General features: G+C 37.3%; 17 protein-coding genes. 7 read left to right on the top strand and 10 right to left on the bottom strand.

What is annotated here, in order from left to right; translation table 11 throughout:
* Positions 1–211 precede the first annotated feature (211 nt).
* The 3 genes from ggt to tsaA all read left to right on the top strand — a co-directional run bounded on the left by ggt (position 212) and on the right by tsaA (position 3,934).
* On the top strand, positions 212–1,900 hold the full coding sequence (gene ggt, locus DRF61_RS13275; RefSeq protein ID WP_111957782.1) for a gamma-glutamyltransferase: 1,689 nt from the start codon (positions 212–214) through the stop codon (positions 1,898–1,900).
* 248 nt (positions 1,901–2,148) lie between these two features.
* Positions 2,149–3,429, top strand: coding sequence for a dicarboxylate/amino acid:cation symporter (locus tag DRF61_RS13280; protein ID WP_111957784.1), 1,281 nt, complete (start codon positions 2,149–2,151; stop codon positions 3,427–3,429).
* 46 nt (positions 3,430–3,475) lie between these two features.
* Entirely contained in the window at positions 3,476–3,934 is a 459-nt protein-coding gene (tsaA, locus tag DRF61_RS13285) for a tRNA (N6-threonylcarbamoyladenosine(37)-N6)-methyltransferase TrmO (protein WP_111957786.1), read from the top strand.
* A gap of 11 nt (positions 3,935–3,945) precedes the next feature.
* Here tsaA and DRF61_RS13290 read toward each other — a convergent pair whose 3' ends face one another.
* The 6 genes from DRF61_RS13290 to gyrB all read right to left on the bottom strand — a co-directional run bounded on the left by DRF61_RS13290 (position 3,946) and on the right by gyrB (position 12,308).
* Positions 3,946–4,836, bottom strand: a complete 891-nt coding sequence (locus DRF61_RS13290; RefSeq protein WP_373865950.1) for a diacylglycerol/lipid kinase family protein — start codon at positions 4,834–4,836, stop codon at positions 3,946–3,948.
* 4 nt (positions 4,837–4,840) lie between these two features.
* Complete coding sequence (locus DRF61_RS13295) at positions 4,841–5,665, bottom strand: RsiV family protein (RefSeq protein WP_111957788.1); 825 nt, start codon at positions 5,663–5,665, stop codon at positions 4,841–4,843.
* Between the two features lie 94 nt (positions 5,666–5,759).
* Complete coding sequence (locus tag DRF61_RS13300; protein WP_111957790.1) at positions 5,760–7,697, bottom strand: transglutaminase-like domain-containing protein; 1,938 nt, start codon at positions 7,695–7,697, stop codon at positions 5,760–5,762.
* 2 nt (positions 7,698–7,699) lie between these two features.
* A complete protein-coding gene (locus DRF61_RS13305; RefSeq protein WP_111957792.1) occupies positions 7,700–9,592 on the bottom strand; it encodes a DUF3857 domain-containing protein in 1,893 nt (630 codons plus the stop codon).
* Between the two features lie 271 nt (positions 9,593–9,863).
* A complete protein-coding gene (locus tag DRF61_RS13310; RefSeq protein WP_111957794.1) occupies positions 9,864–10,289 on the bottom strand; it encodes a DUF5684 domain-containing protein in 426 nt (141 codons plus the stop codon).
* 84 nt (positions 10,290–10,373) lie between these two features.
* Positions 10,374–12,308 (bottom strand): DNA topoisomerase (ATP-hydrolyzing) subunit B, encoded by a 1,935-nt coding sequence (gyrB, locus tag DRF61_RS13315; protein WP_111957796.1) that lies wholly within the window; start codon positions 12,306–12,308, stop codon positions 10,374–10,376.
* Positions 12,309–12,538: 230 nt separating this feature from the next.
* On the opposite strand from gyrB, the gene DRF61_RS13320 reads away from it, so the two are divergent.
* The 3 genes from DRF61_RS13320 to DRF61_RS13330 are packed head-to-tail and all read left to right on the top strand — an operon-like array spanning position 12,539 to position 15,402.
* Complete coding sequence (locus DRF61_RS13320) at positions 12,539–13,882, top strand: cytochrome ubiquinol oxidase subunit I (protein WP_111957920.1); 1,344 nt, start codon at positions 12,539–12,541, stop codon at positions 13,880–13,882.
* A complete protein-coding gene (locus DRF61_RS13325) occupies positions 13,879–14,883 on the top strand; it encodes a cytochrome d ubiquinol oxidase subunit II (RefSeq protein ID WP_111957798.1) in 1,005 nt (334 codons plus the stop codon). The genes DRF61_RS13320 and DRF61_RS13325 overlap by 4 nt, the downstream gene beginning before the upstream one ends.
* 3 nt (positions 14,884–14,886) lie before the next feature.
* A complete protein-coding gene (locus tag DRF61_RS13330; protein ID WP_111957800.1) occupies positions 14,887–15,402 on the top strand; it encodes a ClbS/DfsB family four-helix bundle protein in 516 nt (171 codons plus the stop codon).
* Between the two features lie 35 nt (positions 15,403–15,437).
* Here DRF61_RS13330 and lysS read toward each other — a convergent pair whose 3' ends face one another.
* From lysS to DRF61_RS13350, 4 genes are all read right to left on the bottom strand, one after another.
* Entirely contained in the window at positions 15,438–17,135 is a 1,698-nt protein-coding gene (lysS, locus tag DRF61_RS13335) for a lysine--tRNA ligase (RefSeq protein WP_111957802.1), read from the bottom strand.
* 418 nt (positions 17,136–17,553) lie between these two features.
* Positions 17,554–18,480, bottom strand: a complete 927-nt coding sequence (gene rlmF, locus DRF61_RS13340; RefSeq protein WP_111957804.1) for a 23S rRNA (adenine(1618)-N(6))-methyltransferase RlmF — start codon at positions 18,478–18,480, stop codon at positions 17,554–17,556.
* Between the two features lie 3 nt (positions 18,481–18,483).
* Entirely contained in the window at positions 18,484–18,858 is a 375-nt protein-coding gene (locus DRF61_RS13345; protein ID WP_111957806.1) for a c-type cytochrome, read from the bottom strand.
* Positions 18,858–19,079, bottom strand: coding sequence for a hypothetical protein (locus DRF61_RS13350; RefSeq protein WP_111957808.1), 222 nt, complete (start codon positions 19,077–19,079; stop codon positions 18,858–18,860). Before DRF61_RS13350 ends, DRF61_RS13345 begins: the two co-directional genes overlap by 1 nt.
* Positions 19,080–19,581: 502 nt before the next feature.
* Here DRF61_RS13350 and DRF61_RS13355 point away from each other — a divergent pair.
* The gene (locus DRF61_RS13355; protein ID WP_146896856.1) at positions 19,582–19,773 is read left to right on the top strand and encodes a hypothetical protein; all 192 of its coding nucleotides are present in this window, start codon (positions 19,582–19,584) and stop codon (positions 19,771–19,773) included.
* The last annotated feature ends 23 nt before the right edge of the window (positions 19,774–19,796 follow it).

The following is a 19,796-nucleotide window of genomic DNA, read 5'->3' on the forward strand; positions in this document are numbered from 1 at the left end:
TAAAAACAACAAAATAAAGATTACTTTAAAAAATAATTACAAAAATAACAATATTTAAATAAATATTATCAATACTATTGATTTTTTACATATCAAATACACAATTCAATAAATAGTTTACTCGCTTTTCGGCTGATCTCGTGATAAACACCCATTAAAGAAAGGTCAGTTTCTTTAAAATTATCTACTTTTGTCTTAAAAACATAATCTTATGAAGCGAATATTTCTTGCTGCCTTATTTATGGCATTTAATTTTTCATCTGCTCAGTTTACTGATTTCAATATTATAAAGGAGGTAAAAGTAAAGAATAAAGGTGTGGTGGTTTCTGCTCATCCCCTTGCCAGCGAAGCAGGAGCCGAAGTGATGAAGATGGGTGGAAATGCCTATGATGCTGTTGTAGCAACACAATATGCTCTTGCCGTAGTTTATCCGCAGGCAGGAAACATCGGTGGTGGCGGCTTTTTGGTAGGCGTTAAAAATAATGGTGAAAAATTTACCCTCGATTATAGAGAAACAGCTCCGAAAAAAGCGTCTAAGGATATGTACGTTGATAAAAACGGAAAGGCGGATACAGATCTTTCCCAATACGGAAGACTGGCGGTAGGTGTACCGGGAAGTATCTCCGGATTTTTTGCGACCTTAAAGTACTGTAAGCTTCCGATGGATAAAATCATCCAGCCTGCTATTGATCTTGCGGAAAAAGGGTTTACCATTACCGAAATGGAAGCCAATATGCTGAATACACACAAAGAAAATTTCTTAAAACACAATAAATCCTCTATTGCTTTTGTAAAAGATACTCCCTGGAAGGCCGGTGATCTTTTAGTTCAGAAAGAACTGGCTGCAACATTGAGGTTGATCCAGAAACTGGGAGCAAAAGGATTCTATGAAGGAAAAACTGCTGAGCTTATGGTTTCGGAAATGAAGAAAGGCAATGGTATTATTACTTTGGAGGATCTTAAAAGCTATAAAACAGCAGAAAGAAAACCTTTAGAATTCGATTATAAAGGAAATCGGGTGGTCACTATGCCTCTTCCGTCCAGTGGCGGCGTACTGCTTGCTCAAATGCTGACGATGGCCGGATACGAAAACCTGGAAAAATATCAGCAAAATTCAACAGAGGCTGTGCAGATCATGACGGAGGCAGAAAGAAGAGCTTTTGCAGACAGGGCAGAATATATGGGCGATCCGGATTTTATTGAGGACAAAACTACCTTTCTTACTTCAGATTCGTATTTAAAGAATAGATGGAAAAGCTTTAGCTTCAGTAAAGCGACACCAAGTTCAGAAGTTGGAAAAATCATCAGCCAGCCAAAAGAATCTACCCAGACCACCCATATTTCTGTTATAGATAAAGAAGGAAATGCAGCGTCTGTAACAACTACACTTAATGGATATTACGGAAGTAAAGTTGTGGTTTCCGGAGCAGGGTTCTTTTTAAATAATGAAATGGATGATTTCTCAATTAAGCCCGGAGTTCCGAATATGTTCGGAGCCGTAGGCGGAGAGGCCAATTCTATACAGCCTAATAAGAGAATGCTTTCTTCTATGACTCCTACTATCCTGCTTAAAAATGGAAAGCCATATATGGTGGTCGGAACACCGGGCGGAACAACGATTCCTACTTCGGTTTATCAGTCTATCGTTAATGTGGTAGATTTTAAACTGAATGCCAATATCTCTGTGAACGCCCCGAAATTCCATCATCAATGGCTTCCTGAGAAAATTACGGTAGAAAATAATTTCCCTGAAAGTACGATCACGGCTCTTAAAAGTAAAAACTATGTGATTGAAAAAATAAAATATATCGGAAAAACAGAACTGATCCTGATGGACGACAACGGAAACATCCATGCTGTGGCAGACGGCCGCGGGGATGATTCTGTAGCGGTGGAATAAGCAAAATCCGGGGTTCTATTTATACATGCTTCGACTCCGCTCAGCATGACCACGTTGATGTAAACTGTGTCATGCTGAGCGGAGTCGAAGCATTATTTTATCCACTACTCTTATTATCCTAAACTTCCAGAATTTCCAGCACCTCCATCTCCCATCTCCTTTCTTCATCATTAGTTTTAACTGACTTTCGTCATGTTTTAAAATAAAAATTCTTAATTTTCCGCTTTCAAAATCTAAAAAAGAATCCTTTGAAGGCTAAAAAATTCTATCAGCAGCTTTATTTTCAAGTTATTATTGCCATAGCAGCAGGTATACTTCTCGGAAGGTTCTATCCCGAGCTGGGCGAAAAAATGAAGCCACTCGGTGATGGATTTATCAAACTGGTAAAAATGATCATCGCTCCGGTGATCTTCATTACCCTTACTTTAGGAATTGCCCATATGACTGACCTCAAAAAAGTCGGACGTATTGCGGTAAAAGCAATGATTTATTTCTTTACATTTTCCACCTTAGCCCTGATTATCGGATTAATTGTAGGAAATATTTTACAGCCGGGACATGGTTTAAATATTGATCCTGCTACTCTGTCAGGCGATGTTTCGCAATATCAGCAAAAGGCTCACGACACGACCCTGACGGGCTTTATCATGAATATTATTCCTGAAACACTTTTCAGTCCGCTGGTAGGTGAAAATATACTCCAGGTTCTTTTGGTGGCTATTCTCATGGGGGTTGCCCTGGTTCTGACTAAAGAAAAAAGCCAGAAAGTAACGGATTTCTTACAGGATCTTTCTACCCCTATTTTTAAAATTGTGCATATGCTGATGAAGCTGGCTCCAATCGGAGCTTTTGGCGCAATGGCATTTACAATTGGGAAATATGGTCTTCATTCTGTATTGAACCTAATATTTTTAGTAGGAACATTCTATATCACTTCCATTCTTTTCGTTATCATTGTTTTGGGAGCGGTTGCATGGTATAATGGATTCAGTATTTTAAAACTGATGTTTTACCTGAAAGAGGAACTTCTATTGGTTTTAGGAACCAGCTCTTCTGAATCAGCGCTTCCGGGAATTATGGAAAAGCTGGAAAAGGCAGGCTGTTCAAGAGCGATCGTGGGGCTTGTGGTTCCTACAGGATATTCTTTTAACCTGGACGGAACAAACATTTATATGACCCTGGCTTCACTGTTTATCGCCCAGGCCCTGAATATTCATCTTCCGCTGGAAAAACAGCTGATGCTGCTTTTGGTAGCCATGCTAAGCTCAAAAGGCGCTGCGGGTGTTACGGGAGCGGGCTTTGTAACATTAGCCGCAACACTGGCTGTTGTTCCTGAAATTCCAATAGCAGGAATGACTCTTATTCTGGGAATTGATAAATTCATGAGCGAATGCAGAGCTTTAACGAATGTGATTGGAAACTCGGTGGCTACAGTAGTTGTAGCCAACTGGGAGAAGCAACTGGATAAAACCCAACTGCAATATTGCCTGAATCATCCGAATGAAATTGAGAAAAAATTAGAAATTTAGAACTTTTGAAACGGACAAAATACCTGATCATTAAAATATTAATTCAATGGAAATAACACTCCAACCTATAGCAACAGTCAAGAATTCCCGGACGGAACCAATAGATGATCACTGGGAAACCATCATTGCCGAGATTGAACTGGCTGACCATATTCCAACAGAAGCTTTCAGCAATATTTCAAATTTCTCACATCTTGAAATCATTTATTATTTTGATAAGGTAAAAAAGGAAGACATTGTTTTTTCAGGACATCCGAGAGGGAATCCAGATTATCCTATGACAGGTATTTTTGGCCAGCGTAAAAAAGACAGGCCTAACACAATAGGACTTTCAACCGTTGAATTACTGGAACATAACGGCAGAACGCTTAAAGTTAAGTTTCTTGATGCTATTGACGGAACACCGGTACTGGATATCAAACCTGTATTTAAGGAATTTCAGCCCAAAACCGAGATCAAACAGCCCGACTGGGTTGCCGATCTGATGAAAAATTACTGGAAATAATTCAGAAACAGTTATACCAAAATATTCAGGCTGGCTGGTAAAACTTTCACATGAACCGGTGATTTTATTTTATTGAATTCACCGTCAAGATGCCAGTTTTTGGTCGTTACTTTAAATGAAATTTCCGAAACGGGCAGATACGTTACGTATTCATCATCTTTCAGTCTTTTGGTAAACATTCTGAAGGCAAAAAGAGCTGAGTAGGTCAGCGGGAATTTTTTTACCAGCACCATATCTACCAATCCGTCACTTTTACTTGCGTTGGGAGCGATATAAGCATTGTTTCCGAACTGGCGTGTATTGGCTATATTCAGCATCAGGTATTTTCCATTGTACTGCTGATAGGCTTCATCAAAAAATTTAACTTTGATAGGCTTATAGTTAAAGAATGTTTTCAGGGATACTTTGATATAGTTTTTGAACCCACGGTTGGTTTTTTCGAATTCTTTCACCACTTTTCCGTCAAATCCGGTTCCTGAAACATTAATGGACAGTCTTTCATTAACAGTAAAGGTATCGATCTTTCTGGATGCTCTGGTTTTAATTTTTTCTAAAAGTTCATCCAAGTTTTTGCTGAATTTAGTCTCATTGGAAAATCCATTGCCTGATCCGGCCGGAAAAATCGCCAGAATTTTGTCCGTATTAATAAGATTTCTTGCCACGGTGGAAATAGTTCCGTCCCCTCCTATAGCTACAAAAATATCAATATGATCAAAATTTGTCCTGATAAAATCATCTGTCGCCGGAATAGATTCGGAGATATAATATAAAGGATTGTCAACCTTTTTTTGAAGTTCATCAAGAAACGGCTGATAATTTTTTTTGGCCGAAAAGGGATTAATGATAAAAGCTACTTTTTCCATTACCGCAAAAATAGAAAATGCTTCCAGATCCGGAAGCATTAATTTACTTTATTTTCATTCTTTCTTTGAATTCTGCATTCAGTGTTCCTTTCAGTTCTTCCCAGGATACAGGAATAACAATATCTCCGGCTGCAAAGGCGGTAATTTCATAAGGGCTGTAATGGAAATAGAGGTTTTTCTGATCAAAGTAGAAATTATCCGTTGCAGGAATGACTTCTACCAGCAGCATGTCTGAATTCTTTACTTCTCCTTTATTATCTGTTGTACCGCTATGTACTTTATTAATATTCTTCATTAATATAGCTTCAAGTTGAGCTTTCGGCATTGAAGTAATAGCTTTAAGTTCCAGTTTTTTATTGTTTTTAAGGTCAAAAACTCTTTCTGAAAACCCATAATTATCATGAGCACCGCCTTCATAGGAACTCCATACATATCCAATATGCATATAATCGTTATCAGTTGAAACCAGGTTCATATGGGTATTTGTATACCATTTCTGTGCATAGGAAATATCTGAAAGCCAGTCTTTACTGTCACTTTTTACAGAATTAAAATATTTGTTTTTCTCATTATCCAGAAAAGCCTGCAGTCCTTTTTTAGAGAAATCTTTGATTCCCTTATTTTGAAAATAAATACTGTCCAGCAATTGTTTGTCTTTCAGCGTTGGAAAAACCAGCAGTTTGGAAGTGAAACCTATGGTTAATGAATCTGCAATCTTTGAAGAGTCACTCACTTTCACGGAATCCACTATGAATTTTTCAGTTTGAGAGGTTTCTGTTTTATCAGATAATGTTGTATTTTCTCCTTTTTTACAGGCTGAAAAAGCGAGAAGGGAAGAAACTGCCAGAACAGCAATGGTGTTTTTCATAATTATATATTTCTGGAAGTAATGCAAAAACCATTCAAAAATGAATGGTTTTGCAAAATTATTTTTATTTGATCTAATAATCGGAAATTTTCTTCTATGATTTTTTGATCAGGCTTATCACCTGGTTCTCACTTTTTGAGGCGGTTCCCCAAATCTGTTTGAATGCAGGATAATATTCTTTTGGATAATCCGGACTGGCAATTTTTGTGGTAGAGATTATTTCAAGCTTATTACCTTTCTGTTCAGCAATATAGCTGTATTCAATTTCTTTGTCTTCGGTAACAATCTTTTTACTTTTAGGCATTGCTTCTACAACGTAGCCTTCCGGTATTTCAAGGATTACTTTTTTTACTTTAGTAATTGAAGAGATAAAATCAATCGGATATTTTCTTTCATCAGTCTGGTCAAATTCATTGGAATTTTTGCTCAAAAAAAGCATTGGGTTGATGATCATTTTCTTTCCTATCTTATCGATCAGGTTGTCTGAGGAAAATTTCATTGTACTTTCGAAATCACCGTTTTCCAGAGTCTTGGTTTCAATTCCCGTAAAATCTATTGAGAAGTTTTCTTTATATTGTTTTTTATATTTTTCAGCATTTTCGTCATAGCTTTCCTTGGCAAACATCGCATATGAACCGGTATCTTTGTCGGAATATGTTCCGGAAATACTGCCATCTTCATTGATTTTTGCTTCTGTAGTAAGATAATTGAAACTTGTAGTGGTATTTCCCATCTGCATCAGCAGTGCTTTATCTTTAGCCATGAGTACACCATACTCATTCCAGTCTCTTGGGGGAAGATTATTCATTGATGACTGTTTTGAAGTGGCATCATAGAGATTAAGGCTGTCTTTTATCTTAACCGTTGCAATAACAAAATTCATCCCGACTATGCTGGGAGATGTCAGGTTGATCAAGCCGTTGTCTACAGTGGAAATAACAAGAGGATCTGCTTTCAGTCCTGCTTCTCTAAGCATCATGACAAGCAAAAGGTTTATTTCTGCAGCATTTCCGGTTTTGGTTTCTATCAGTTTCTTTATTCCGTCTTCTGTATAAATTCCTCTGTCTTTGTTCCAAGTGAATGTATTTTTTACATAATTGAAAATGGCATCAGCTTTTTCTGCATCGGAATTGAGGCCTGAAATAATTGAGGATACATTTTCTTTAACGAGTTTCGTTTTTTTCAGCTCTTCACCAAAATCTTCGTCTTTATACAGCTTCTCTTTGATTTCTTCCCAGGAAGAGGAATGCATTTTAAGCTCTCTAAAATTAGTGGAATGAAGCTCTGCACTTACTTTTGTGCGGTAATTCCTGTCATTTTTAACAAACTTTTCAGTTTTGAATCCTTTCAGATTTTCATACCCGAATCTATAGGTTTTAAATGGCATTCCGTACATTGTCTTTTCTTCCACCATTCTGTACTTTGGAGTTAGTGAGCCTGTATAATTCACATTATAAGCTACATGCGAAGGGCTGTCCAGAATATATTCCGTGTACAGAGAAGGTGCATCAGACTCGATTACGATCTGCGGAACTGAATATAAAAACGGAGACAAAACTTCATACTGGTATTCTATAACCGATCCGTTCTTTACATTGGGAAAAGCAAATTTGGTAATGGTTATATATTTACTTTCCTTGCTCTTGTATTTTGAACTCTTATCTACTTTTGTAGCGGTGGCGGCTCCGTTTTCGAGGTTATATACAAAAGCTTTCATTTTATTTAGCAGCTCTTCATTGCCACCAGTACTTTTGTATAACGGGATTTCAAGGTTCAGCCAGTCTTCTGCTTTATCTTTATCATAGATTTTGACTCTGTAAAACACCTTTTTTCTAAGGTTCCCTGTAGAGGTATCAACATCAAAATGTACTGATTTATATAAAATTTCCGCCGGTGCATTTTCATCCAGCGTTGATTTCGCTTTGGAAAGATCAGCATTGTCAAATTTCGGAGGATCAAGAAACTCATGCTTCTGGCCGTTTATATGGATCAAAGTTCCGAAGCAGAACGCTGTTAGTATTATTTTTTTCATGGTTAGATTTTTGTCAGTAAGATTTTGGAATTATCAATATTCAGGGTCTTTTTTCGGAAACTCACGTAATCGTTGTATTTTTCTTTCGGAAATATCCCTTTGTTAATTTTAATGAAGCGTGTGACTTTCAACGATTCGCCATTTATTACTATGTTCAGTTTATAGGTCCCGAATTCAGAATTGATGGTCATATTTTCCGGAACTTCATCAATTTTATAATTTTTTGGAATGATAAAATCAATCTCATATTCATCCTGGAAAGACTGCCCTATCTCAAATGGAAGCTCTCTGTTTTCATCTGATTTATAGTAATTATTCGTAAAAATAGGCACTGCTCTGAAAATTAAGTTCGTTCCTGTATTTTTAGAGTAATTGTTGGCTTTAAAATCCACATTGAATTTTATCACTGCATTGTCTTTATCATTCACAAAGTCTTTCATTTCAACTTTTTCAAAATTCAGAACATCAAATCTTGCTTTCATTGCCTCAATTCTTTCTTTTGGTGATAAATAAGCATAAGGCAAATTATTATCATACTGACTTCCGGTATAAGCAAACTGGATTTCTCCGTTGATGCTGTTGTCTTCTGTAAGATTAATTTTCAATATCTGCTTTTCTCTGTTCTGTTCGGCTGTATAGGTAGGTGTATTGATAAGTTCGATCCCTTTTTTGGTTACAGCAAGAACATTTCTGTCGGTAGTGCTGTAGCTCAAATGGTTAAAAGCAATCTGCTGGGAGGTGTTTTCCAGCCAGATATTTCCTTTTTCCGTAGGCACCATCAGAATCGCATGATTTCCACCCATCGATGGAAAATCCGGATCGAAAGAGACCTGTGATGAGCCGGAATTGATCACGCAGTAATGAGAAGGAATTCCTGCTTCATTCAATAAGGTTTTCATGTAATTGGTAAGCCCTTTACAGTCTCCATACCCTTTCTTCTGAACTTCGTCCGGAAGCATTGGCAACCATCCCCCGATTCCCAACCCAACAAATATATATCTGGTTTTCGACTGCATATGCTGATAAATCTTTTTCACTTTCTCCTCCGTTGTGCCTTCCAGTTTCAAAGCAGCCACTTCAGCTTTAATGGCCGGAGTAGATGCAGAAACAGGCTCTACCAGGTTAGTATAATACCAGGTACCAAAATCTGTCCAGCTGCTCAATATTCCCTGCTTGCCTTCCAGGTTGAATTTGGCAAGAGCAAAACTTACCTTAGGCAAGATCTTTTCAGGCTGAGGCAGCATCAAGGCATCATCTATTGCCGGAATATTTTTATAGGAATAGGTCTTTTCATTGCCATTATCAGCTACGGACACGGAAGCATAGCTATATTTTGAAGGATAGGTTTTCGTTTTAAGGTCAATCCCGGACTTATTAATAACTTTAAATCCAGCTTCTTCTAAAGATATATTGGGAGAAGAAAACGGTATAAAATCAGGAATAAAAACCGTATTCTCATCGGTAATCTGATACGAAAAATCAATTGTATAGGGATAATAAGCAGAAGTATACGGTAATGCTAGGATCCTGCTATCCGAATAAAATACACCTTGTGTATTGTTGGCAAAGTCACCAAAATCTGATTTTGAAAAGCTCTTTACTTTCTTTCCGGATTCATCATATACGGTAACTTTAACATCAGAAATATTGTCTCCTTTTTGATAGGGAATATAAACCTGCGCTTTAGAATCGCCATCTTTGTTTAAAACTGTGATTACTGTATGATGCTGATACTTTATTTCATCAATTTTATTAATCTGCGCCGTTGTAAAATCTTTCCTGATCACAACATTGGCATTTTTCTTCAGGTTTTCAGGAATGGCAGAAACAGGATAGGTCTGTGCAAAATATAAAGAGGCTGTAGATAAGGCCCCAATAATTATAATTTTCATCATGGTTATTAAAGTTGGGGCAAAAATAATAAAATCTTAATAGATGTTAAATTTTTATTTTAATATAAAGAACAATACTAATAGAAAAGGCTTCATTATCAAAGCCTTTTCATATTATAATTTTAACATTTTATATCTCTAATTGAGGATGTTTTTATCATTTTTTCGTGAAATTCTTTTTTTCAACATTATATTTAAAATTTTTCCACTTTTAAATAAAGACATAAAAAAAGACTCCATTTCTGAAGTCTTCCAATATCTTTTTAATTATTAATCATTGATCGTTGGGAATTCTGCTGCTGTCATATTTATCGCTGCTGAAAGCCAGAACTGGCACGAAAATAAATCCAAAGAAAAACAAAAGAATGGTATAAACCGGGGTTTCCTTGCCAAAAGCTTTCGCCAATCTGTCATTAACCACCCATGATGCATAGAGATTAGCAAAAGGAATAAAGAACAAAATGATCCACCAAATTGGTTTCTTTACAATATCCAGCAGTACAATTATATTATAGACCGGTACAAAAGCTGCCCACGCATCTTCCCTGCCAGCTTTCTGAAATATTTTATACATACAGTATCCATAAAATATATAAATAAGCAATCCAAAGATCATAGTGCCCATTCCCAGTCCTGCAGCTACTGCACCCGGCATTGCATCGGACCCATCATAAGGGTCTGTTTGTAAAAGAGTTAACATAGTATTATTTTTTATTGGTTTGCACCAAATATAAAAAAAGCTTCTAATAAATAGAAGCTTTTCTTAATATATTTTTAATAACAATTATGCGTCGATCTTAGCATATTTTGCATTTTTCTCGATAAATTCTCTTCTTGGCGGAACCTCATCTCCCATCAACATTGAGAATATGTTGTCAGCCTCTACTGCATTATCAATCGTTACCTGCTTTAAAATTCTGTGCTCAGGGTTAAGAGTTGTTTCCCAAAGCTGTTCAGGGTTCATTTCCCCAAGACCTTTATAACGCTGAACTTCTACACCTTTTCCGTCCGGAGCCATTTCTAAAGTAAATTCTTCACGCTCTTTCTCGTTGTAGGCATATACTTTTTTGTTTCCTTTCTTTAATAAATATAAAGGTGGCTGAGCAATATAAATATATCCGTTCTCAATAAGTTCCTTCATAAATCTGAAGAAGAAGGTAAGAATCAGAGTGGAGATGTGAGAACCGTCAATATCGGCATCGGTCATAATCACTACTTTATGATATCTCAGTTTAGCCATATTTAAGGCTTTGCTGTCTTCTTCTGTACCTACAGAAACTCCAAGAGCGGTATAGATATTCTTAATTTCCTCGTTATCATATACTTTGTGAAGCATAGATTTTTCAACGTTCAGGATTTTACCTCTTAATGGTAAAATAGCCTGGAAATGTCTGTCTCTACCTTGTTTCGCAGTTCCACCTGCGGAATCTCCCTCTACTAAGAATAGTTCAGATTCTGCCGGATCTTTGGATGAACAGTCGGATAATTTTCCCGGAAGTCCTGAGCCTCCCATCGGGGATTTTCTCTGAACCATTTCACGGGCCTTCTTAGCAGCTTGTCTTGCTTTTGCAGCTAAAACCACTTTCTGAACGATAATTTTCGCTTCATTAGGGTTTTCTTCTAAGAAATTAGTAAGCATTTCTCCTACTATTTTATCTACAGCACCTGAAACTTCGGAGTTTCCCAGTTTTGTTTTGGTCTGTCCTTCAAACTGAGGTTCCATTACTTTTACAGAAATTACAGCGGTCAGCCCTTCACGGAAATCGTCTCCTGTAATTTCTACTTTTTCTTTTTGTGGGATTCCTAAATCATCAGCATACTTCTTCAACGTTCTTGTCAAAGCACGTCTGAAGCCAGCAAGGTGAGTTCCCCCTTCATGGGTATTGATATTATTTACATAAGAGTGGAGATTTTCGCTGAATGACGTGTTATAACGCATAGCAACTTCTACAGGAATATCATCTCTTTCCGCTTCCATGAAAATTACATTCTCCATGATAGATTCCCTGTTTCCGTCGATAAATTCAACGAATTCCTTTAAACCTCCTTCTGAATGGAAAACTTCCATCGCGAAAGATCCGTCTTCGTTCTCTGCTCTTTCATCAACAAGCGTTATTGTAATTCCTTTGTTAAGAAAAGCCAGTTCACGTAACCTTGTTGCAAGGGTGTCATAGTTGTAAACAGTTTCCTGAAAGATCGTAGCATCTGGCTGGAAGAAAACTTCTGTTCCTCTTTCAGTGGTAGTTCCTATTTCAGCAACATCTGCAAGGGCTTTACCCTCTGAATATTTCTGTTGATATAATTTCCCGTTAAGGCTTACTGTAGCCACCAATAAAGTAGAAAGTGCATTCACACACGATACTCCCACTCCGTGAAGACCTCCGGATACTTTGTAAGAATCTTTATCAAATTTTCCACCTGCTCCAATTTTAGTCATGACAACCTCTAAAGCAGATTTTTGTTCTTTTTCGTGAAAATCTACAGGAATTCCTCTACCGTTATCTTTTACAGAGATACTCTCCCCTTTGTGGATGGTTACCAAAATGGTATCGCAATACCCTGCCAAAGCCTCGTCAATAGAGTTATCTACTACTTCATAAACCAAATGATGAAGACCTCTTACTCCTACATCTCCAATGTACATTGATGGTCTTAGTCGAACGTGTTCCATACCCTCTAAGGCCTGGATACTGCTAGCTGTATATTGTTTTTGACTCATATAAAATTAATAAATTTTGCCTAATGCAAAGACCTACAAATATCGTGATTTTTTTCGACTTATGAAAGTTAAAATATGTCAAAAAAGATGAGAGTTTTTATTAAAACCAAGAGTACTGTTTTATCTAAAAAAGCTTAAAGTTATTACCTATTTCTCAAATATCATCTGTATAAAATCATATTATACATCCGTATTTTATGCTTAAATTTATTTACTCAAAAGTTGATTATATGGATGATTTTATTGCAGCCCGCGCGCAGATGGCTCTCTCACTGGGCTTTCATATCATTTTCGCCTGTGTGGGAATGGTAATGCCTTTTCTGATGGCCTTCGCTCACTGGAAATACCTTAAAACCAATAATGAAGTATATAAAGGCCTTACAAAAGCCTGGAGCAAGGGAGTTGCCATTCTTTTTGCAACCGGTGCCGTTTCGGGGACCATGCTTTCTTTTGAGCTTGGCCTTCTGTGGCCGGGATTCATGAAACATGCCGGACCGATTTTCGGAATGCCGTTTTCTCTCGAAGGGACTGCATTTTTTATTGAGGCTATTGCTATAGGATTCTTTCTTTATGGATGGGAAAAATTCAACAAATGGTTCCATTGGTTCTGTGGATTTCTGGTAGGATTAAGCGGACTCGCTTCCGGAATTCTGGTTGTGGCAGCTAATGCCTGGATGAATTCGCCGACAGGTTTTGATTATATCAACGGGCAATATACCAATATAGATCCTATAAAGGCTATGTTCAATGATGCATGGTTTCCTCAGGCTCTTCATATGACAGTTGCTGCATTCTGTGCGACAGGATTTGCCGTTGCAGGGGTTCATGCTTTTTTAATTATGAAGAAAAAGAATGTGGAATTCCATACGAAAGCATTCAGAATTGCTGCAGGATTTGCATTAATTGGGGCATTTGGAGCACCTTTAAGTGGTGATGTAGCGGCTAAATCCGTTGCGGAAAGACAACCTATTAAGCTTGCCGCAATGGAGGCTCACTTTGAAACTGAAAAAGGAGCACCTTTCGTTATTGGCGGAATTCCTGATGAAGAAAAAGGAGAAGTGAAATATGCAGTAAAAATTCCAAAAGTTTTAAGCTTCCTGGTAAGCAATGATTTCAACCATGAAGTAAAAGGGTTAAATGATTTTCCGCGTGATGAATGGCCTCCGGTAGCTGTTGTGCATTACGCTTTCCAAATTATGATCTTCTTCGGTGTGGTCATGATTATCATCGGAAGTATTTATCTGTATGCCTTCTTCTTTAAAAAGGAATGGCTGACTAAAAACTGGCTTTTAAAAACATTCCTGTTCGCAACACCTTTCGGATATATCGCTTTGGAGGCAGGATGGACAGTAACAGAGGTCGGAAGACAACCATGGATCATTTATGGAATTATGAAAACAGCAGATGCTGTAACGCCTATGCCGGGAATACAGTATTCATTTTACTTTTTTACGGCTATTTTTGTGTCATTATCCCTGATTATTATCTTTCTTTTAAGAAGACAGATCCAGATGGTACCGAAACTTTATGACCCTACAGACGCTCAGTTTAACGATAAAAACAAAAAATCATGATCTACGTTGTTATAGGATTTCTGTGGCTTTCTATCTGCCTTTATATCATTTTGGGCGGTGCTGATTTCGGCGCCGGAATTGTTGAGCTTTTTACCCATAAAAAAGCACGTCATAAAACAGAAGAGATCATGTACCAATCCATCGCACCCGTTTGGGAAGCCAATCACATGTGGCTGATCATTGCGATCGTTATTCTTTTTGTAGGATTTCCTGAGATTTACACCACCATGTCTACCTATCTTCATATTCCTCTGGTTCTGATGCTTTTGGGAATTATTGCAAGGGGAACAGCTTTTACTTTCAGACATTATGATGCTGTAAAAGATAACTGGCAGATTTTATATACCCAGATCTTTTACTACGCAAGTCTGTTAACTCCATTTTTCTTAGGACTGATTGCAGCGGCTACCGTTTCACATTCCATTAATCCGGATGCGGTTGGATTTCTGGACTTATATATTTTCAGCTGGCTGAACTGGTTCGGTGTTTCCGTAGGTTTGTTTACCGTATCATTATGTGCATATCTGGCCTCTATCTTTTCATTAAGAGAAACCCGCGATAAGGCTGATCTTACATTGATGATCAAAAAATCTAAACAAACTATGGTTTTTGTCGTAATCACAGGTATGCTGGTGTTTTTAACAGCCTATATTTCCGATATTCCTTTGGTGATGTGGGTATTTTCAAAACCATTGGGCGTTATGGCAATTTCCTTTGCTACAGTAGCTTTAGCATTGATTCTCCGTGCCCTGCATCAGCGGAAACTGCTTCCTGTACGTGCACTGGCAGGGTTCCAGATGGTAATGATCTTGGTTGCAGCCACTTACCAGCATAATCCCGATATCATATTGCTCGGAAACGGACAACATCTTTCATTACTTGAACACATGGCTCCTCCAAAAACTATTAATGCTCTGGGTTGGGCATTAATGCTCGGCTCTTTGTTTATTCTTCCGTTTTTATTTTACCTGATGGCTTCATTCAGTAAGCAGAGAAAGTAAGATATGATTCAGTATAAAGACAAAACCGAACTTATAGAAGCTATAAAAGAGAATTATCTGCTTTATGATAAAGAGTTTAATGACATTCCCGAGAACGAAAAAGATCTTCTGAAACCGGGAGTTGATAAAAGTCCTTCACAGAATATATCGTATCAGCTTGGCTGGACCCGTCTTCTGCTGCAATGGGAATCGGATGAAAAGAAAGGAATAACGGTACAGACTCCTGCGCCGGGATATAAGTGGAATAATCTAGGTGGTTTATATGAAACTTTTTATAAAGAATACGGAGCTTTAAGCCTTCATCAGCAAAGAGAGATTCTGAAGAATCAGGTCAATGAGATTGTAGAATGGGTTGAAACCCTTGATTATGAAACATTATTTGTTCCTGAACAGAGAAAGTGGGCTACAACACCCGCAAAATGGCCTGTCTGGAAATGGATACATATCAATGCCGTAGCACCGTTTAAGAATTTCAGGACTCAGCTGCGTAAATGGAAAAAAGAAACCGGTACAGAGTGATTCTGTACCGGTTTATATTTATTTCATATTCTAGATTATATCAGTTTCATCAAAAGCTGATCATCAATCTTATCTACTTTCACAAGATTATTCTTAGTCAAAGTTTTAGAAGCTTTATCCCATTTTTTACCGGATAACTGGCTTCTTTCTTTCACTTCAGCTAGTGTAAACGGTTCTTCCTGAGAATTAAGGATTTCAAGGATTACTTTTTCATCTTCACCTAATTCAATCTGAGGAACTGTTTTTTCCGGTCTCATCTGAGGGAAGAATAATACTTCCTGGATAGATGCGTTGTTCGTTAAGAACATGATTAATCTGTCCATACCGATTCCTAATCCGGAAGTTGGAGGCATACCGTATTCCAGTGCTCTTAAGAAATCTTGGTCAATGAACATCGCTTCATCATCTCCTCTTTCTGATAAGGCCATCTGGGATTCAAAACGCTCTCTTTGATCGATTGGATCATTAAGCTCTGAATAAGCGTTTGCAATTTCTTTTCCACAAACCATTAATTCAAAACGCTCCGTTAAGCCTTCTTTGCTTCTGTGTTTCTTTGTCAAAGGAGACATTTCAATCGGGTAATCCGTGATAAACGTCGGCTGGATGAAGTTTCCTTCACATTTTTCACCGAAGATCTCATCAATTAATTTTCCTTTCCCCATCGTTTCATTCACATCAATTCCGATAGATTTGGCAAAATCAAACAATTCCTGTTCAGTTTTTCCGGTGATATCGAAACCTGTATATTTTTGGATCGCTTCCGTCATAGAAACTCTTGGATAAGGTGCTTTCCAGTTGATGGTATGCTCTCCGAAAGTAGATTCTGCACTTCCATTCACCTGAACTGCACAGAATTCCAGAAGTTTTTCTGTGAAATCCATCATCCAGTTGTAGTCTTTGTAAGCTACATAGATCTCCATAGCTGTAAATTCAGGATTGTGCGTTCTGTCCATTCCTTCATTTCTGAAGTTTTTAGAGAACTCATAAACCCCGTCGAAACCTCCTACGATCAGTCTTTTCAGATATAATTCGTTGGCAATTCTTAAATATAACGGAATATCTAAAGCATTGTGATGCGTGATAAACGGTTTTGCTGCCGCTCCTCCAGGAATCGACTGCAGGATAGGTGTTTCTACCTCAAAATATCCGGCATCATTGAAAAAAGTTCTCATCGCATTGAACATCTTTGTTCTTTTTACGAAGATTTCTTTTACCTGTGGATTAACCGTTAAATCTACGTAACGCTGTCTGTATCTCAATTCAGGATCTGTAAATCCGTCGTGCACTACTCCATTTTCATCAGTTTTAGCTTGAGGAAGCGGACGTAAAGCTTTGGTAAGAAGCGTAAAGTTTTTTACCAAAATTGTCATTTCTCCTACCTGAGTAGTGAATAAGGTTCCTTCAATACCGATAATATCACCGATATCCAACAAATGCTTATACACTTCATTATAAAGCTCTTTATCTTCACCCGGACAGATCTCGTCTCTGTTAAAATAAACCTGGATCTTACCTTTAGAGTCCTGCAATTCAGCAAAAGAAGCCTTCCCCTGAATTCTGCGGGACATCAATCTACCAGCGATCTTCACCTGTTTATTTTCAGAAAAATCCTGTTTTATAGATTCTGTAGTATCTGTAATGGTATACTCCTCCGCAGGGAATGCATTAATTCCCATTTCAGTAAGCTTATTCAGCTTTTCTCTTCTAATGATTTCTTGTTCTGATAATTGCATTTCTTATTTTTCTAAAAGCGTACAAATTTAGGCATTTTTAGTGATTTGTCAATTACGAATTGTGAATTTGCTTGTCAACGGAGATTATCACTGACTATTAGCTGCTTAAGCGTGAATTGTCAGTAGTAAATACCGCTTCACAGTGAGTTTTTTGGTAGGATTATCATTGACTATTGACTTGCGCAGCAAAATTGACTATTGACTTTAATTGTGAAAAGTGAACTGTCAATGGTGAATCTGTTTCACAGTGAATTTATTAGTGAAGGTTACCATTAACCTTTCACTTGCGCAGCAAAATTGACTATTGACTTTAATTGTGAAAAGTGAACTATCAATAGTGAATCTGCTTCACAGTGAATTTATTAGTGAAGGTTACCATTAACCTTTCACTTGCGCAGCAAAATTGACTATTTACATCTTATATCCACCCTGTCCTATCTTTCTCAGGAATAAATGTCCAGGTCAGCATCCTGCTTATCTTGTTCCCCTGAGCCATATCAATGGTTTTAATTTCTAATGCTTTGACTTTCTTTAAAAGTGTATTGAGCTTATATAGATTGTCTTTTTTAGACACCAAACATGTGAACCAAAGGACCTGTGAGGAATACTGAACACTTTCCTCAATCATTTTTGAGATAAAAGCCAGTTCACCACCTTCACACCATAATTCGGATTGTTGTCCGCCAAAATTAAGAAGAGGCTTTTTAGACTTTGATTTATTGATATTCTTTGTTTTTCTAAGGTTTCCTTTCAGCGCAGATTCTTCGGAATCATGAAAAGGAGGATTACACATAGAAAATGCAAAACGGTCTCCAGATTCGATAATATTTTTAAAGATATGATTGGAATCAGGCTGTTGTTTTAATGGAATAACAGATAATAAATCCGGGTTTTGATCCAAAATACGCCGTGCATTTTCCAACGAATCCTTATTAATATCTGTTCCCATCATCTTCCATCCATAAGATCTGTGAGCCAGTAAGGGATAAACAAGATTCGCTCCTGTTCCGATATCTAACCCTGACACAGAAGTCCCTGTCGGGATTTCAGGCTGCTGTTCGGCGATAAGATCGGCAATATAATGGATATAATCAGCCCGTCCGGGAATAGGAGGACAAAGATTGGTTTCGGGAATATCCCAGTTTTTGATATGATAAAAATGTAAAAGTAATGCCTGGTTAAGCAGTTTTACCGCTTTGGGAAGGCTAAAATTAATGGTCTGCGTTTCGTAAGCATTAACGAACACATAGTGTTTCAGTTCTGGCACACAAGAAATAAGCTGATCAAAATCATAAGGATTGCGATGCAGATTTCTTGTGTGCAGACTGGATTTTTCAGTAGACATTATTTATTTTTTCTGACTCAGAATATATTCTACCATTTTTTTGGCATCTTCTTTAGATACCTGTGGATGGGCAGCCATCGGAACACCTCCCCAAACTCCGCTCCCGCCTTCTATGATCTTGGAAGCCAGCAGCTCAATATCTTTTTCAGAATATTTTTCTGCGATCTCCTTATAAGAAGGTCCTATCATTCTCTCATTTACGGCATGGCAACCTGAACAGTCTAATGTTTCGATGATCTGGTCACCTGAAAGATTAGCTTTTGCCGGTTCCGAAACAGCGGATGTTTCGGCAGGCATACTTGGTACCTCCGTGTTTTCTTTTTTAGAACAGGAAAGGATCAGAAATCCTATAGTTCCTGCCAAAAGGAATTTTTTCATTATTTTTTTGCTGCAGTAGAATCTGTTTTAGCAGCCTCAGTAGCTGGTGCAGGAGTTGTTGCAGCAGCCGGAGCAGCTGTTTTAGCTGTAGAATCTACTACTGTTGGAGCATCTGGTTCCGGCAGCATTGTGTTGCTGTCCTGTAAATTATGATCCGGTTTCTTAGAGCAGTTTACTACGAACAAACTCCCAATGAATGCAATTGCTAATACTTTTTTCATTATTTTTTCTATAAAATTTAGACAAAAGTATAAAAAATAAGCTTTTAAATTACTGACATTTTCCCATTTAATAAGATTTTACTGTATATAAAACAGTCAAAAAAAGAATTGCATAGCCAAAAGATTATTTTTAGATACAAGATACGGATAATTAAACTTTCACATTTATTAATTTTAATTCAGCGAAAGTGCTGATGATTGAGTGAAGAACTTTTATTTAATTTCATTTCCATATATAAAAAAGTAAGATGTTTATTAGTGATATCAAACGATAATAGTTCCCTAAATTATGAATATTTTAAAAAAAACATTCATAATTTAACTCACTACATGTTGTTATATTAAAATATTTTATATATTAGTGGCGTTAGTTATCTCATGATAATTGATAAAAAATATATTTCTGTAAAGCCTTGTGTGGAAATAAAACTGTACAAGGAAGTATAACACCAAAAAACAAAGTACTATGAAATTAATTAAATCACTATTACTTAGTGGAGTTTTGGGAGTAGTAGCTATTGCTGCAGGTAATTCAGCAATAGGAAAAGGTACTAATACCGTAGTTTCTGGAAGCAAATCAAATGATATTGTTGAAGCAAGTAGAAATTCTACAACTACGGAAACCACTACAACCACTACAACTACGACTACGACAACAACAACTGGAGCATCGTCGTTAGATCCAAGCCTTTAAATTCTTAAGAGCTATCAAAATTT

The sequence above is a fragment of the Chryseobacterium lathyri genome (genome assembly GCF_003290185.1).
GTDB classification, from domain to species: domain Bacteria; phylum Bacteroidota; class Bacteroidia; order Flavobacteriales; family Weeksellaceae; genus Chryseobacterium; species Chryseobacterium lathyri.

Coding starts and splice junctions, on each gene's coding strand:
- tsaA (WP_111957786.1), top strand. CDS start 3,476: ATGGAAATAACACTCCAACCTATAGCAACAGTCAAGAATTCCCGGACG.
- DRF61_RS13300 (WP_111957790.1), bottom strand. CDS start 7,697: ATGAAAAAAATAATACTAACAGCGTTCTGCTTCGGAACTTTGATCCAT.
- DRF61_RS13310 (WP_111957794.1), bottom strand. CDS start 10,289: ATGTTAACTCTTTTACAAACAGACCCTTATGATGGGTCCGATGCAATG.
- DRF61_RS13330 (WP_111957800.1), top strand. CDS start 14,887: ATGATTCAGTATAAAGACAAAACCGAACTTATAGAAGCTATAAAAGAG.
- DRF61_RS13325 (WP_111957798.1), top strand. CDS start 13,879: ATGATCTACGTTGTTATAGGATTTCTGTGGCTTTCTATCTGCCTTTAT.
- DRF61_RS13295 (WP_111957788.1), bottom strand. CDS start 5,665: ATGAAAAACACCATTGCTGTTCTGGCAGTTTCTTCCCTTCTCGCTTTT.
- DRF61_RS13345 (WP_111957806.1), bottom strand. CDS start 18,858: ATGAAAAAATTCCTTTTGGCAGGAACTATAGGATTTCTGATCCTTTCC.
- ggt (WP_111957782.1), top strand. CDS start 212: ATGAAGCGAATATTTCTTGCTGCCTTATTTATGGCATTTAATTTTTCA.
- DRF61_RS13290 (WP_373865950.1), bottom strand. CDS start 4,836: ATGCTTCCGGATCTGGAAGCATTTTCTATTTTTGCGGTAATGGAAAAA.
- rlmF (WP_111957804.1), bottom strand. CDS start 18,480: ATGTCTACTGAAAAATCCAGTCTGCACACAAGAAATCTGCATCGCAAT.
- DRF61_RS13305 (WP_111957792.1), bottom strand. CDS start 9,592: ATGATGAAAATTATAATTATTGGGGCCTTATCTACAGCCTCTTTATAT.
- gyrB (WP_111957796.1), bottom strand. CDS start 12,308: ATGAGTCAAAAACAATATACAGCTAGCAGTATCCAGGCCTTAGAGGGT.
- DRF61_RS13350 (WP_111957808.1), bottom strand. CDS start 19,079: ATGAAAAAAGTATTAGCAATTGCATTCATTGGGAGTTTGTTCGTAGTA.
- lysS (WP_111957802.1), bottom strand. CDS start 17,135: ATGCAATTATCAGAACAAGAAATCATTAGAAGAGAAAAGCTGAATAAG.
- DRF61_RS13320 (WP_111957920.1), top strand. CDS start 12,539: ATGGATGATTTTATTGCAGCCCGCGCGCAGATGGCTCTCTCACTGGGC.